The organism is Arthrobacter sp. 01T425 (assembly GCF_056398725.1).
This window is the reverse complement of sequence record NZ_JBFTPY010000020.1, coordinates 50,127-65,087: the sequence shown is the minus strand read 5'-3', so window position 1 is coordinate 65,087 and position 14,961 is coordinate 50,127. Positions and strand designations below refer to the sequence as shown.

Annotated in this window: 14 protein-coding genes; 12 read left to right on the top strand and 2 right to left on the bottom strand. The window is 68.2% G+C overall.

The window, feature by feature from the left end:
* Positions 1 to 201 precede the first annotated feature (201 nt).
* The 3 genes from miaB to dapF all read left to right on the top strand — a co-directional run bounded on the left by miaB (position 202) and on the right by dapF (position 3,757).
* On the top strand, positions 202 to 1,677 hold the full coding sequence (gene miaB / locus AC1DNG_RS18680; protein ID WP_476887985.1) for a tRNA (N6-isopentenyl adenosine(37)-C2)-methylthiotransferase MiaB: 1,476 nt from the start codon (positions 202 to 204) through the stop codon (positions 1,675 to 1,677).
* Between the two features lie 169 nt (positions 1,678 to 1,846).
* Positions 1,847 to 2,752, top strand: coding sequence for a tRNA (adenosine(37)-N6)-dimethylallyltransferase MiaA (gene miaA / locus AC1DNG_RS18675; protein WP_476887984.1), 906 nt, complete (start codon positions 1,847 to 1,849; stop codon positions 2,750 to 2,752).
* Between the two features lie 51 nt (positions 2,753 to 2,803).
* Positions 2,804 to 3,757: a diaminopimelate epimerase gene (dapF, locus tag AC1DNG_RS18670; protein ID WP_028277231.1), complete on the top strand. Its 954-nt coding sequence runs from the start codon at positions 2,804 to 2,806 to the stop codon at positions 3,755 to 3,757.
* On the opposite strand, the gene AC1DNG_RS18665 is transcribed toward dapF, so the two are convergent.
* Positions 3,738 to 4,352: a class I SAM-dependent methyltransferase gene (locus AC1DNG_RS18665; protein ID WP_230008613.1), complete on the bottom strand. Its 615-nt coding sequence runs from the start codon at positions 4,350 to 4,352 to the stop codon at positions 3,738 to 3,740. The genes dapF and AC1DNG_RS18665 overlap by 20 nt on opposite strands.
* A gap of 534 nt (positions 4,353 to 4,886) precedes the next feature.
* Between AC1DNG_RS18665 and hflX the strand changes: the two genes are divergently transcribed.
* Entirely contained in the window at positions 4,887 to 6,485 is a 1,599-nt protein-coding gene (hflX, locus tag AC1DNG_RS18660) for a GTPase HflX (protein ID WP_476887973.1), read from the top strand.
* Positions 6,478 to 8,598, top strand: coding sequence for an ATP-dependent DNA helicase (locus AC1DNG_RS18655; protein ID WP_476887972.1), 2,121 nt, complete (start codon positions 6,478 to 6,480; stop codon positions 8,596 to 8,598). Before hflX ends, AC1DNG_RS18655 begins: the two co-directional genes overlap by 8 nt.
* 129 nt (positions 8,599 to 8,727) lie before the next feature.
* Here the strand turns inward: AC1DNG_RS18655 and lexA are convergent, their stop codons facing one another.
* Positions 8,728 to 9,477, bottom strand: coding sequence for a transcriptional repressor LexA (gene lexA, locus AC1DNG_RS18650; protein WP_230008558.1), 750 nt, complete (start codon positions 9,475 to 9,477; stop codon positions 8,728 to 8,730).
* A gap of 532 nt (positions 9,478 to 10,009) precedes the next feature.
* Here lexA and AC1DNG_RS18645 point away from each other — a divergent pair.
* From AC1DNG_RS18645 to AC1DNG_RS18615, 7 genes are all read left to right on the top strand, one after another.
* Positions 10,010 to 10,414 (top strand): LysM peptidoglycan-binding domain-containing protein, encoded by a 405-nt coding sequence (locus tag AC1DNG_RS18645; RefSeq protein ID WP_374208258.1) that lies wholly within the window; start codon positions 10,010 to 10,012, stop codon positions 10,412 to 10,414.
* 68 nt (positions 10,415 to 10,482) lie between these two features.
* Positions 10,483 to 11,601, top strand: a complete 1,119-nt coding sequence (locus AC1DNG_RS18640) for a histidinol-phosphate transaminase (RefSeq protein WP_476887971.1) — start codon at positions 10,483 to 10,485, stop codon at positions 11,599 to 11,601.
* 71 nt (positions 11,602 to 11,672) lie between these two features.
* Positions 11,673 to 12,299 carry an imidazoleglycerol-phosphate dehydratase HisB gene (gene hisB, locus AC1DNG_RS18635; protein WP_476849457.1) on the top strand — a complete coding sequence of 209 codons (627 nt, stop codon included), beginning with the start codon at positions 11,673 to 11,675 and terminating at the stop codon, positions 12,297 to 12,299.
* Positions 12,296 to 13,045 carry an imidazole glycerol phosphate synthase subunit HisH gene (gene hisH, locus AC1DNG_RS18630; protein WP_476887970.1) on the top strand — a complete coding sequence of 250 codons (750 nt, stop codon included), beginning with the start codon at positions 12,296 to 12,298 and terminating at the stop codon, positions 13,043 to 13,045. The genes hisB and hisH overlap by 4 nt, the downstream gene beginning before the upstream one ends.
* Complete coding sequence (locus tag AC1DNG_RS18625) at positions 13,046 to 13,204, top strand: hypothetical protein (protein WP_164468561.1); 159 nt, start codon at positions 13,046 to 13,048, stop codon at positions 13,202 to 13,204.
* A 41-nt stretch (positions 13,205 to 13,245) separates the two neighbouring features.
* On the top strand, positions 13,246 to 13,992 hold the full coding sequence (gene priA / locus AC1DNG_RS18620; RefSeq protein ID WP_079551296.1) for a bifunctional 1-(5-phosphoribosyl)-5-((5-phosphoribosylamino)methylideneamino)imidazole-4-carboxamide isomerase/phosphoribosylanthranilate isomerase PriA: 747 nt from the start codon (positions 13,246 to 13,248) through the stop codon (positions 13,990 to 13,992).
* 62 nt (positions 13,993 to 14,054) lie between these two features.
* On the top strand, positions 14,055 to 14,948 hold the full coding sequence (locus tag AC1DNG_RS18615; RefSeq protein WP_476887983.1) for an SseB family protein: 894 nt from the start codon (positions 14,055 to 14,057) through the stop codon (positions 14,946 to 14,948).
* Positions 14,949 to 14,961: the final 13 nt, after the last annotated feature.

The following is a 14,961-nucleotide window of genomic DNA, read 5'->3' as shown; positions in this document are numbered from 1 at the left end:
GGGTCTGCGCTGGCCCAGCCGCTGCCCACTACCCTTACCCGTTACCCTTAACAGGTGAGTTTTACCATTCCCTCCCCAACGGCCGGCACGACTTCTCCGACAGCGCCACTGGCGGTGCAGCCGGCAGGGCCCCAGACATTCGGTGCGGACCCCGTTTCCGCACCGGAAAGTCCCGCCCCGGCCCAGCCCCGCACCTACCAGGTGCGCACTTTCGGCTGCCAGATGAACGTGCACGATTCCGAGCGGATGGCCGGCATGCTGGAAGCCGCAGGCTACGTCCCCTCCTCCGGCGAGCTGGCCGACGTCGTGGTCTTCAACACCTGCGCGGTCCGGGAAAACGCCGACAACAAGCTGTACGGCAACCTCGGCATCCTCGCCCCGGTCAAGGCAGCCAACCCGGGCATGCAGATCGCCGTCGGCGGCTGTCTCGCGCAAAAAGACCGCGAGACCATTCTCAAGAAAGCCCCGTGGGTGGATGCCGTGTTCGGCACCCACAATGTCGGTGCCCTGCCGGCGCTGCTGGACCGGGCCCGCCACAACAATGAGGCCCAGCTGGAGATCCTCGAATCGCTGGACGTTTTTCCCTCCACCCTCCCCACCAAGCGGGACTCCGTCTACTCGGGCTGGGTATCGATCTCGGTGGGCTGCAACAACACCTGCACCTTCTGCATCGTCCCGGCCCTGCGGGGCAAGGAAAAGGACCGCCGCCCCGGCGAGATCCTGGCCGAAATCCAGGCGCTCGTGGACGACGGTGCCATCGAGGTAACCCTGCTGGGCCAGAATGTGAACTCCTACGGCGTCGAATTCGGCGACCGGCAGGCGTTCTCCAAGCTCCTGCGGGCGTGCGGCGACATCCCGGGCCTGGAGCGGGTCCGGTTCACCAGTCCGCACCCGGCCGCCTTTACCGACGACGTCATCGACGCCATGGCCGAGACGCCCAACGTCATGCCGCAGCTGCACATGCCCCTGCAGTCCGGTTCGGACAAGGTCCTCAAGGACATGAAGCGGTCCTACCGCTCGACCAAGTTCCTCGGCATCCTGGACAAGGTCCGCGAGAAGATCCCGCACGCCGCCATCTCCACCGACATCATCGTCGGGTTCCCCGGCGAGACCGAGGAGGACTTCCAGGCCACCCTCGACGTCGTGGCGAAGTCCCGGTTCGCCACCGCCTTCACCTTCCAGTACTCCAAGCGGCCGGGCACGCCCGCCGCGGACCTGCCGGACCAGCTGCCCAAGGCCGTGGTCCAAGAACGCTTCGAACGCCTCACTGCCCTGCAGGACCGGATTGCCGCCGAGGAGAACGCCGGGCAGCTTGGCCGCCGCGTCGAGGTCATGGTGACGGCCCAGTCAGGCCGAAAGGCTGGGGAAACCCACCGCCTCTCCGGCCGGTCCCAGGACCAGCGGCTGGTGCACTTCTCCGTGCCCGCCGGAGCCGAAGTGCCCCGGCCCGGCGATCTGGTGACTGTCACCATCACAGAGGCGGCGGCGTTCCACCTCGTCTCCGACCCCGCCTCGGCCGAGGACTACAGCCTGCGCCGGTCCCGTGCCGGCGATGCCTGGGACCGGTCGCAGGCAGATTCCTGCGGCGCCCCGGCCAGCCCGGCGGGCACCTCCGGCGTGTCGGGCACCTCCGGCGTGTCGCTGGGCATGCCCAGCCTCCCGGTCCGCGGCCGTTAGCGCCGTGCCCGGCCCGCAGGGCGCTCCCCGGAACGAAGCAGTCCAGAACCCAGCAGCCCGCGCCACGGCGGTCGAGGACACAGCCCAGGCCTTGGCGGTCGAGGGCACTGCCCAGAAGGACGCTGCCCAAAATGCGGCGGCGCAGGGGGCACGGCCGGCCGCGCCGCCGGTGATCGCCGTCGTCGGGCCGACGGGATCCGGCAAATCAGACCTGGCAGTCTCCCTCGCCCTTGAGCTCGACGGTGAAGTCATCAACGCCGACTCGATGCAGTTCTACCGCGGCATGGATATCGGCACCGCCAAGATCACCGAGGCGGAGCGCCGCGGTGTGCCGCATCACCTGCTGGACATTCTGGACGTGACCGAGGAAGCGAGCGTCTCGGACTTCCAGCAGCAGGCCCGGGCGTTGATCGCCGACATCCACGGCCGGGGTAAGCGCGCCATCCTGGCCGGCGGCTCCGGACTCTACGTCCGCGCCGCCCTCGACGTCCTGGAATTCCCCGGCACGGATCCGGAGATCCGCGGCCGTCTCGAGGCGGAACTGGCTACCGCGGGCCCCGCGCCCCTGCGGCAACGGCTCGAGGCAGTGGACCCCGTCTCCGCGGGCAGGCTCGGCGATGAGCGCAGGATCATCCGCGCCCTGGAAGTCTTCGAGCTCACCGGGCGGCCATTCAGCTCCTTCATGCCGGCCCGCCAATACTTCCAGCCTGCCATCCAGATCGGACTCGAGGTGGACCGGGAACTGCTCCGGCAGCGCCTGGCCGACCGGGTCCACGCGATGGTGGACCGGGGGCTCCTGGACGAAGTCCGCCGGCTGGACGCAGCAGGGCTCCGCGGCGGCCGGACCGCGCCGCGGGCCCTCGGCTACGCCCAGTTCCTCCGGGTGCTCGACGGTGCCTCCAGCGTGGAGCAGGCCGCGGACGAAACCATCATCGCCACCCGGCAGTTCGCGCGCCGCCAGCTGACCTGGTTCCGTGCGGATCCCCGGGTCACCTGGCTGGGCTGGCACGATCCTGACCTCGTGGCCGAGGCCGCCGGCCTCTGCCGGGCGACGCCGGTTCTGCCTCCGGCGTAGCGCTTGGGTCACGGTGCCGGAGCGGTCGGGGCGGAACGGTAACCTTGGAGCATGGACGAATCCCAAGCCGTAGCCGCTGACCGTACTGCCGGCGATACCGCCCCGCTGAGCGGCCTGAAGTTTTCCAAAGGCCACGGAACGGGCAACGACTTTGTCCTGATCGCAGACCCCAACGGCGCGCTCGAGTTGAGCCCGGAGCACGTCGCGGCGCTCTGTGACCGGCACCGTGGCATCGGCGGCGACGGCCTGATCCGGGCCGTGCCTTCCCGGCTCCTGCCCGAGGGGCAGCAATTGCTGACCGCGCACCCCGATGCCGAGTGGTTCATGGACTACCGCAACGGCGACGGCTCGCTCTCTGAGATGTGCGGAAACGGAGTCCGCGTCTTTGTGCACTTCCTCATCGCCGAAGGCCTCGTGGACCTGCCGGCCGGCGAATCGCTCGTCATTGGAACCCGGGGCGGTGCCAAGACGATCGTCCGGACGGCTGCGGGCTACGCCGTGGACATGGGCCCCTGGGAATTCATTTTCCCGGGCGAGGCGACCGCGCGGGCCATGGACTCGCTGGTCAGCGCCGACGGGCTCGAAGTCGCACGGCCCGCCCTCTCCGTCAGCATGGGCAACCCGCACACTGTCGTGGCCCTGGCCGAAACAGCCGAACTGGAGGCCACGCAGCTGTTCACGGCCCCCCGGGTGGACCCGACGCCGCCGCACGGCACCAACGTCGAATTCGTTGTGCCCTCCGAACCACTGGTCCACGACGGCACCGGCACCATCACCATGCGGGTCCACGAGCGCGGAGTGGGGGAGACCCAGTCATGCGGCACGGGCGCCTGCGCCGCCGCCGTCGCGATTCGCCACTGGGCCGGCCAGGGCGCACCGGACGCGTGGAACGTCCACGTCCCCGGCGGCGTCGTCGGAGTGAAATTCTTCCTGGGCCCGGAGGGGCACGAACACGTCGAACTCAGCGGCCCGGCCGTGATCGTCGCTAGCGGGACGCTTTCCTGATTCGAAGGATCCGGAACGACTTCGACGTGCTCTCCCGGGTCACGCTGAAGCTGGCGTCGAGCTCCGCCGAGAGCCAGCGCTGCAGCGAGTCCGAGCCGAGGTTCTTCTGGACCACGAGCCAGGCCGATCCGCCCGGCGCCAGCCTGGGAATCCACAGGCGAAGGAGGGCATGAAGTTCATCCTTGCCGATCCTGATCGGCGGGTTGGACCAGATGGTGTCAAAGCGCAGGTCGGGGTCCACGGCGTCCGGCGTGCTGGCGGATACGTTGTGCAGCCCCAACAGCCCGGCGTTTTCATTGGTCAGGGTCACGCAGCGTTCGTTCACGTCCACCGCGTAGACCTGGGCGTGCGGTGCCCGCAGGGCCATGGTCAGGGCGATCGGTCCCCAGCCGCAGCCGATATCCAGCAGGTTGCCCTGCGGCGACGGCGCCGGGACGTCGGCCAGCAGCACGGCCGTTCCCTTGTCGATCCCGTCCGGGCTGAAGATCCCGGAGGACGTCTGCAGCCGGCGCGTCTCACCGGCAAGATCCACAGTGAGCGGCTTACGGGTAAAGGGCCCGGCCGGCTGGGCGCTGAAATAGTGTGCAGACTCCATAATGGGCCAGATTAGTTCGCGGCCAGCCCGTATGGGAAACCGGGTGGGAGCGCCGGCGTCTGCTACGCTACAAAACATGATCTTGATCTCCAAGTAGCCGGCACGGGTCCCGTCCCGTCCTTGTCAGGGACGCCGAGGGACTCCGTAGCGACGCAGGTAAACGCCTTCCGCTGAGTGCGCCATTGCAGGGGTGAGTTTTCTCACCCGCGGGCGCCCGCACCACTTGGAATCCAACCATCTTCCCAGGCACCGTGCTCCCTGGCCCGCTCCCGGGCCCGGCGTGGCGGAGGCACCTACCTCACCGTGTTTTGCACCGGCACCGCCCACACAGCCAGTGTCCCCGCAGCCAGGCGCCGTAGCCGCCTCTATTTTCACCCAGCCACCGCTCCGCACAGAACCAGCCCCGCCCCGGCGCCGTTGCCGCGGGCATTCCAGGAGGCCCGCATGACCCCCCGCCGTCAGCCCAGCGCGAATACCGCCCCACAGAGCAACAATCGGCACTATTCTGAAAGTGCCGAACCTTTAAAGGAGACCATGACCAGCCACCCCAACACCGGACCCGATTCAGCAGCCCAGGACATGAGCCCTGAAGAGATTCAAGCTGTAATCGACCGGATCCTTTCCAAGGACACCCCCGCCCCCGGCCGCGGCACCGGCACCGGCCATGGCACCGCCTCCGGTGCTGGTACCAGCAGCCCGACGTCGGTGCTCGGCAAGGCGCAGGCCATCTCCCGCCTGGACGAGGTGTACACCAACTTCGACGGCGACCAGCAGGACCTTGAGGAACGGCACGCACTGCGCCGCAAGGCCGGCCTGTCCACCGAACTCGAAGACGTCACCGAGGTCGAATACCGGCAGTTGCGCCTTGAGCGCGTCGTCCTGGCCGGGCTCTGGACCGAGGGCACCCTCGCGGACGCCGAGAACTCCCTGCGCGAACTTGCCGCCCTCGCTGAGACGGCCGGCTCCGAGGTCCTCGACGGGCTCGTCCAGCGGCGCGCCAAGCCCGATCCCGGGACTTTCCTCGGCTCCGGCAAGGCACAGGAACTGAAAGCCATCGTGATGTCCACCGGCGCCGACACCGTCGTCGTCGACGCCGAATTGGCCCCGTCCCAGCGGCGCGGGCTGGAGGACATCGTCAAGGTCAAGGTCATTGACCGTACAGCGCTGATCCTGGACATCTTCGCCCAGCACGCCAAGAGCCGTGAAGGCAAGGCGCAGGTGGAGCTCGCCCAGCTCGAATACCTGCTCCCGCGCCTGCGCGGCTGGGGTGAATCGATGTCCCGCCAGGCCGGTGGCCAGGTGGGCGGCGCCGGTGCCGGCATGGGCTCGCGTGGTCCCGGTGAGACCAAGATCGAACTGGACCGCCGCCGGATCCGCACCCGGATGGCCAAGCTGCGGCGCGAAATCGCCGCCATGAAGCCTGCCCGGGAAACGAAGCGCGCCAACCGCCGCCGTAATGCCGTGCCCTCTGTCGCCATCGCCGGGTACACCAACGCCGGGAAGTCCTCGCTGCTGAACCGGCTGACCGACGCGGGGGTGCTGGTGGAAAACGCCCTGTTCGCCACCCTGGACCCCACCGTCCGCAAGGCCGAAACCGCTGACGGGCTGGGATACACCCTGGCCGACACCGTGGGCTTTGTCCGTTCCCTGCCCACCCAGCTCGTGGAGGCATTCCGCTCCACGCTGGAAGAGGTCGCCGACTCTGACCTGATCCTGCATGTCGTGGACGTCTCGCACCCGGATCCGGAAGGCCAGATCGCGGCTGTCCGGACGGTCTTCAGCGAAGTCGACGCGCGCAAGGTTCCGGAAATCATTGTCCTGAACAAGGCCGACGCCGCTGACCCGTTCGTGGTCGAACGGCTCAAGCAGCGCGAGCCGCGCCACGTGGTGGTCTCGGCCCGCACCGGCGAAGGCATTCCGGAACTGCTCAAGGCCATCAGTGACGGCATTCCGCGGCCCAGCGTGAAGCTTGAACTGCTCATCCCGTACAACCGCGGGGATCTGATCAGCAAGCTCCACGAGAGCGACGCCGAGATCCTCAGCCTCGACCACGAGGAAACCGGGACCCGTGCCGTGGTGATGGTGCGTGAAGGACTCGCCGCCGAACTGGATCCCTTCATCAGCAATGACTGAGGCTGAGGTGACCAGGACCGACGCCGAACCAGCTGACGCTGGGCCGGCCGACGCCGACACCGGCGCCGGTTCGGTTGCCGGCGCGGCCGGCGAGGAGTTTGTTGTTAAGCTGCTCGACCGTGCCGTGTCCGGCATGGGCGGGCAGAGCCGCGATGGCCAGCACGAAATGGCCCGGCAGGTGGCGCGCGCGATAGACAGCGGCGATCACCTGCTGGTCCAGGCCGGCACCGGCACCGGCAAGTCGCTGGCCTACCTGATTCCGCTGATCGCGCATTCGCTGACCAGCAACAAACCCACCCTGGTCTCCACCGCCACCCTGGCACTGCAAACGCAGATTGTGGGCCGGGACCTGCCCAGGCTGCTCAAGACCATCACCCCTGCCCTGGAGCGGCCCGTCAAGGTCGCCCTGGTCAAGGGCCGGTCCAACTACGTCTGCCGGCACAAACTCGAGGGCGGCTTTCCGTCCGAAGAACCTTCCGAGGGACAGCTGTTTTCCCTCGGCGAGGACACGTCCGTGCCGCACTTCGCCGCCGCACTTGGCGGGCCGTCCTCCCAGCTGGGCAAGGAAGTTGTCCGGCTGCGCGAATGGGCCGAGGAGACCGCCACGGGGGACCGCGACGAGCTCATGCCGGGCGTCACGGACCGGGCCTGGCGCCAGGTCTCGGTCACCTCCATGGAGTGCCTCGGCGCGCAGAAATGCCCGCTCGCGGCCGAATGCTTCAGCGAACTGGCACGGCAGAACGCCGCCGATGCCGACGTCGTGGTCACCAACCACGCCATGCTCGCCGTCAGTGCCTTCGAAGGCCTGGCGGTGCTGCCCGAGTACGACGTCGTCGTGGTGGATGAAGCACACGAACTTCAGGACCGCGTCACGGGCGCGGTCTCGGGCCAGCTCTCCGTGGCGATGGTGCACGCCGCCGCGTCCGGGGCCCGGAAGCACACGGGCATCACCGTGGATGCGCTGAACAATGCCGCCGCCCACCTGGAGCTCGCCATCGACGGCGTCCCCAGCGGGCTGATGCCCAACGGCCTGAACAGCGAGCAGCTGGACTGCATCGACCAACTGCGCGACGCGTGCCGCGCCGCCCTGTCCGATTCCAAGGGGGACAGCTCCGTGTCGGCGGACGGCGGACGGCAGCTGGCCCGCTCGCGCCTCATGGTCATCCTGGAGCTCTGTGAACGCCTCCTGGCCGCGCGCGAAAACCGCGAAGTCGTGTGGTTCTCCCGCAACAGCAGCTTCGACCCGGCGCAGGGCTACTCCCAGCCGGACGAGAGCGCGCCGGCGTTGATCAACGTTGCCCCGCTGAGCGTCGCAGGGCGGTTGCGCGAGGGCCTGTTCGCGGACCACACCGTCATCCTGACCTCGGCCACACTGGCCATCGGCGCTGCCTTCGAACCCGCCGCCGGCGGCCTGGGCCTGGTTGGCAACGGCGCCCCGAGCTGGACCGGCGTCGACGTCGGCTCCCCGTTCGACTACCCGAAGCAGGGCATCCTCTACGTAGCCAGGCACCTGCCCAAACCCGGCCGCGGAACGTCCCCCGAGGCCCTGGACGAACTCGAGAAGCTGATCCGCGCCTCCGGCGGAGGCGCCCTGTGCCTGTTCTCCTCGCGGCGCGCCGCAGAGGAAGCAGCCGAGGCCATGCGGCCCCGGCTGGGCCTCAGCATCCTGTGCCAGGGGGAGTCGACCATGACGGCGCTCGTGCGGCAGTTTGCCGACGAACCTGACACGTGTTTGTTCGGCACCATGTCCCTCTGGCAGGGCGTCGACGTCCCTGGCGTGTCCTGCCGGCTGGTGGTCATCGACCGGATTCCCTTCCCGCGGCCGGACGACCCGCTGATGACGGCACGTTCGCGGGCCGTGGCCCAGTCCGGCGGCAATGGCTTCATGGCCGTCTCGGCCACGCACGCCGCCATCCGCCTCGCGCAGGGCGCCGGACGGCTGATCCGCTCGACCTCGGATAAGGGCGTGGTGGCAGTGCTGGATTCGCGGCTCTCCACGGAGCGTTACGGCGGCTTCCTGCGCGCCGCGCTGCCGCCGTTCTGGCCCACCACCGATTCATCGATAGCCATGGCAGCCCTGAAGCGCCTGGCGAAAGACTCCGCGAAAGCTTAAGTCCCAAACCGGGGCCGTCACCCTGCGCCGGAAATCCGCCGCGGGGTGGCCGCTCCGAACTGGCGGCATGGCCCGGGATGGCTAAGGGGAGCGCAGTTTAGAGCGAGCGCAGTTTAGAGCGAGCGCAGTTTAGAGGGAGCGCAGTACCGATACGACCTTGCCCATGATGACGGCGTGGTCGCCCAGGATGGGCTCGTACTGGGTGTTTTGCGGCAACAGCCACGTGTGGCCGTCCCGCTGGCGGAAGGTCTTGACCGTGGCTTCGTCGTCCAGCAGGGCGGCGACGATATCGCCGTTCACGGCATCACCCTGGCGGCGGACAACCACCCAGTCGCCGTCGCAGATGGCGGCGTCGATCATCGAGTCGCCGGCCACCTTGAGCATGAAGAGTTCGCCATGGCCCACGAGTTGGCGGGGCAGCGGCATGACGTCCTCCACCACCTGGTCCGCGAGGATCGGCCCGCCGGCGGCGATGCGTCCGACGAACGGCACCATTGCCGTGTCAGTGGCGCTGGCGAGCTCGGTTACCGACAGGCCGCCGACGGCCCGCAAGGGGCTGGACTTCTCGATACCAGATATCGGCGTGGCCCCCTCGTCCAGGGTCAGCGGCATGAGCACTTCCATGGCCCGGGGCCGCTTCGGATCACGCCGCAGGTAGCCGAGCTTTTCCAGTTGGGAGAGCTGGTGGGTCACGCTCGACAGGCTGGCGAGACCGACGGTGTCGCCGATTTCGCGCATGGACGGCGGGTAGCCCTTGTCCGTGACGGACCGCTGGATGGTCTCCAGGATTTTCTTTTGCCGGACGGTGAGGCTCTTGGGGGCCCGGGCGGGCTGCGGGCTCCGTGGGGTGGCCCTGCCGCCGGTGGCTTGTGCTGCCATGTTCGCCAACGCCTTTCCGTTCCGCCCGGCTGCCGTGGCTGCTGTCACCGGGAACTTCCGGCCTGAAATGTCAGACCCTGCTGATCAACTACGAATGAATTCCCACTGGTAGTTCGAAAGTGGGCGTTCGAAAGTGGTTGTCCTGTCCCTCAAAAATAGGCCAGCCGCAGACCTTTTTCAAACATTTGTTCTAGCGAGTCTCGACATCGTTCGTTAGTAAGTGCTAAAACAGAACAAGTAAGATTCGAATATGTGTTCGATTCCGACGATCTGGGTTCGCAGGCAATGTTCGGTTCTATGTTCGAAGGTTCGGCCGGTTGGCGGCGAGTACGTGAGTACGCCGGGCGGCAACTTATGGTCCAGGAGGGCTCAGTTCATGTCAGTTTCAAGCGCGTTTGACGGCACTAACATTCAGGGCGTCACGACCCGCCACCGTGGTGTTGGTCCGGGTGGCGCAGCGGATCGCCGCAGCATCGGACACGGCAGCATCGGACACGGCGGCCTCGCCCAAAGCGGTTCCAGTCACGGCAACGTGTACCCGCTCAACGCCAGGCGCCGCGGCTCCGCGCCGTCGCGGGCGCAGCAAGGAGCCGCCGCCGCGGTTTCCGGCGGCCGGACCAAGCAGCCGCCGCTTCGGCTCACCCGGCGCGGACGCTTCGTCTTTTTCGGCGTCCCCCTGATTCTGCTGGCGGCGTTCATCCTGTCCTTCAGCGGATTCCTCAACGCTCCCGCGAAAGCGGCAGATTCCGCAGACCAGCTCTCGGTGACGCCGACCGTATCCGTCACAGTCCAACCGGGGGAGTCCCTCTGGGCCATTGCCGGGTCGGTGGCCCCGGAGCGCGATCCCCGCGATGTTGTGGCCGATATCGTGCAGTTGAACAATCTGGACGCCGCGCGTGTGATGCCGGGCCAGCAACTGTTTGTCCCGTCCAAGTAGCCACCCCCGGGTGCCGTCGCGGGCGTCACAGTTTCAGCGCCCGTCCCGCTACCACTTAAACTGGTCACGTGACTGACCAGCTTGAGCGCCTCAACCGACTGCCCCTCCGAACCAATCTGCGTGGCCTGCGACCGTATGGCGCGCCGCAGCTGGACGTCCCCATCCTGCTCAACGTCAACGAGAACACCCATGGGGTCCCGGCCGATGTCCGCGCCGCGATTACCGAGGCCGTGAGCGCCGCCGCTGCCGGGCTGAACCGCTATCCGGACCGCGAATTCACCGAATTGCGCGAAGCCCTCGCCGAATACCTTGGCCATGGACTGGACGCGGAGAACATCTGGGCCGCGAATGGTTCCAACGAAGTCCTTCAGCAAATCCTCCAGGCCTTCGGAGGCCCTGGCCGGACGGCCCTCGGGTTCCCTCCCACGTATTCGATGTACCCGCTGCTGGCCTCCGGCACGGACACGGAGTACGTCGTCGGGGTCCGCGCGTCCGACTATGGGCTCAGCGCGGAATCGGCGGCACAGCAAGTCCGCGAGCTTCAGCCCAACATTGTCTTCCTCTGCTCCCCAAACAACCCCACCGGCACGGGGCTGGGCCTTGATGTGGTCGAGGCAGTCTATGACGCCGGCGAGGCCAGCCAGACCATCGTGATCGTTGACGAGGCCTATCACGAGTTCGCCCACGACGGCACGCCCAGTGCCCTCACCCTGCTGCCTGGCCGGGAGCGGCTCATCGTCTCGCGCACCATGAGCAAGGCCTTCGCCCTCGCGGGTGCGCGGCTCGGCTACATGGCCGCGGCCCCGGAGGTCGCTGACGCCCTGCGCCTGGTCCGTCTCCCTTACCACCTCTCCGCTATCACCCAGGCTGCGGCCCTGGCTGCCCTGCGCCACCGGGAGGCGCTCATGGCGGACGTCGAGGACATCAAGCGCCAGCGCGACCGGATCGTGTCGGAACTGACGCGGTTGGGCTTGACCCCGGCCGCGTCTGATTCCAACTACGTGTTCTTCGGCGGCCTCGAGAACCCCCATGAGGTTTGGCAGCGCATGCTGGACGCCGGTGTCCTCATCCGCGACGTCGGTATTCCGGGGCACCTGCGCGTCACCGCCGGCACTGAGACAGAAACCACAGCCTTCCTGGAGGCACTTGAACTCATCCTGGCCGGCTCCGCAAAGCCGCAGGCCTAGACTTGGTAGGGAGCCCAATCGTCCCCGCCAGATTGCCCAACACCCTGCCTTCTTCCAAAGGACACGTCTACATGAGCACCACCGGATCCACCGCCGCCGAGGGCCGGACCGCACGCATGGAACGGACCACCAGCGAGTCCTCGGTCCTGGTCGAGATCAACCTGGACGGCACCGGCGTTTCAGACATCAGCACGTCGGTCCCGTTCTACGACCACATGCTGACGGCCCTCAGCAAGCACTCCTTGATCGACATGACCGTCAAGGCCACCGGCGACACCCACATCGATGTCCACCACACTGTCGAGGACGTGGCCATCACTTTCGGCGAGGTTCTGCGGACCGCCCTGGGCAACAAAGCCGGGATCCGCCGTTTTGGCGAGGCGACCGTTCCCCTCGATGAGGCCCTCGCGCAAGCTGTCGTGGACGTCTCCGGCCGTCCCTACCTGGTCCACGCCGGCGAGCCGGCAGGACAGGAATACCACCTGATCGGCGGCCACTTTACGGGCTCCCTGACCCGCCACGTCTTCGAGGCGATCACCCTTCACGCGGGGATCTGCCTGCACATGAACGTCACTGCCGGGCGTGACCCCCACCACATCGTCGAGGCCCAGTTCAAGGCCTTTGCCCGTGCCCTGCGCGCAGCCGTCGAGCCGGATCCCCGCGTCGAGGGCATCCCGTCGACAAAGGGTGCTTTGTGACCGGCCCTGTGCTCCGCGACGGGGCCATCATCGACCCCGCCGCCGCGGCCAAGCCGGTCTCCCCGCAGGGAAAGCCCACAGTTACGGTGCTGGACTACGGCTCCGGGAATGTCCGGTCCGCCGTCCGCGCGCTGGAGCGGGCCGGCGCCGAAGTCATCCTCAGCTCCAAGCCTGAGGATGTCCTCAATGCCGACGGCCTCGTCGTCCCCGGTGTCGGCGCCTTCGAAACCGTCATGCGCGAACTCAAGGCCGTTGACGCCATCCGCATGATCGGCCGCCGTGTCGCCGGAGGCCGCCCCGTGCTGGCCATTTGCGTCGGGCTCCAAGTGCTGTTCGAGGCCGGCGTCGAACACGGCACCGAAGCCGAGGGCATGGGGGAATGGCCCGGCAAGGTGGAACTGTTGCCTGCCGACGTCGTGCCCCACATGGGCTGGAACACCGTCGCCGTCCCCGAAGGGTCCAGGCTCTTCGCCGGGGTTGAGGGCGAGCGCTTCTACTTCGTGCACTCCTACGGTGTCCAGAAGTGGGACTTCGACGTCATCCAGCCGCGGATGGCTGCGCCGCTGGTGACCTGGTCCGACCACGGTGCCCCGTTCATCGCGGCCGTGGAAAACGGCCCGCTGTGTGCCACCCAGTTCCACCCGGAGAAGTCCGGCGACGCCGGCGCCCGGCTGCTGCGCAACTGGGTCCAGAGCCTGCGCCCCGCAGCCCCGGACCTTACCGCAGCCCCGGAAGGGACCGCCTAGATGTGGTCCCTGGTGCTCATGGGCGTGGCCGGCCTGCTGGTTGGCGGCGGGATCTCCTTCCGCCAGCAGAAGAGTCCGCTCTGGGTGCAGATCGTTTTCTACATCCTCGCCGGCATGTCACTGCTGGCCGCCTACCTCCTGACCCTGCCGGCGTCCTGACCGCCCCTCCCCACCACCATCCCCAAGCTGAGGACTCCACGATGACCACCGAAACCCCGCTGCCCGTACTCGAGCTCCTGCCCGCCGTCGACGTCGTCAACGGACAGGCCGTCCGGCTCGTACAGGGCGAAGCCGGCAGCGAGACGAGCTACGGCACCCCGCTGGAGGCCGCCCTCAACTGGCAGCAGCAGGGGGCCGAGTGGGTGCATCTGGTCGACCTGGACGCCGCGTTCGGGCGCGGCTCCAACGCCGAGCTCCTGCGCGAGGTCGTCGGCCGGCTCGATATCAAGGTGGAGCTCTCCGGCGGCCTTCGGGACGACGAATCCCTTGAGAAGGCCCTCGACCTCGGCGTCGCACGCGTCAACCTGGGCACGGCGGCACTGGAAAACCCGGAATGGACGGCCCGGGTGATCGAGCGCTTCGGCGACAAGATTGCCGTCGGCCTGGATGTCCGCGGCACCACCCTCGCCGGCCGGGGCTGGACCAAGGAAGGCGGGGACCTCTGGGACGTGCTCGGCCGCCTCGAGGACGCCGGCTGCGCCCGGTACGTCGTGACCGATGTGACCAAGGACGGCACGCTCCAGGGCCCCAACGTCGAACTCCTGCGCCAGATGGTCGAGAAAACGGGCAAGCCGGTGGTCGCCTCCGGCGGCATTTCCAGCCTCGAGGATCTCAAGGTCCTGCGCTCCCTGGTGCCGCTCGGCGTCGAAGGCGCCATCGTCGGCAAGGCCCTCTACAACGGCAACTTCACCCTGCCCGAGGCCCTCGACGTCGCCGGCCGCCGCTAGCGGCGAAGGCGCCCATGACGCACTCCCACGACACCCACGACCCCAATAACCGCCACGAGACAATGCAGGCAGGGACCGGGGCCGGTCCCGTCCGGCATCTGCCCGGGCACATCGCGGCGGCCCTTGCCGGCGCCGGCGGGGCCACCGACTCCGCCGGCCAACCCTGGGCAGGGCGCAGCCTGTCCGGCGATGACGCCAAGATCCATAATTTCGACGACGACGACGGCACCGCCGACGCCGGCTATCTGGCGGCTTTGTCCGACCTCGCCGCGGGCACTGGCGACGAGGCGGCCGTGGTGGCCGCGCTGGCCACCGCCCGGGTGTTCGTGCCAATCCTCGCCCAGCTCGCCGAAGAGGGCGAGGCCGCGGCCGGGCCCAGCGGGGATCCGCTGCACTCGGACAAGCAGGCCGACATGGCCCTGGTGACGCTCAGGGCGCCGGACGGGCGGACGGCCATGCCGGTGTTCACCTCGGCGGCGTCACTGACGGCGTGGCACCCGGAGGCCAGGCCGGTCGCCGTGTACGCGGCCCGGGCCGCCTTGTCAGCGGTCGCGGAAGGCGCGGAGCTGCTCGTGCTCGATCCCGGCTCGGAAGTGACGTTCGTGGTCCGCCGGCCGGCAGTCTGGGCCCTCGCCCAGCAGCAGCCATGGACGCCGTCATACGCCGATCCCGATCTCGCGGGGGCACTCGGGGAAGGCGCGGTTGGCTTTCCGGCGGTCCGCCGTGTTGAAATTCATCCGGGGGGTGGAGTTGCCTCGGCCACGGCCGATGGCAGGCGGCTCCCCGGTGGGGGAGCCGGCCCGGAACTCCGTGTGGTCCTCTACCTTGAAGACGGTCTCGACGCCGCCGGCGTGCAGTCGATCGTCGCCGGTCTCAATAACGCCTGGGCCCGGAATGAAATCTTTGCCGAGCGGGTTGATTCGATCGAGGTCAAGCTGCAGCGCGCAGCACCATAGCTGACGGCCCAAC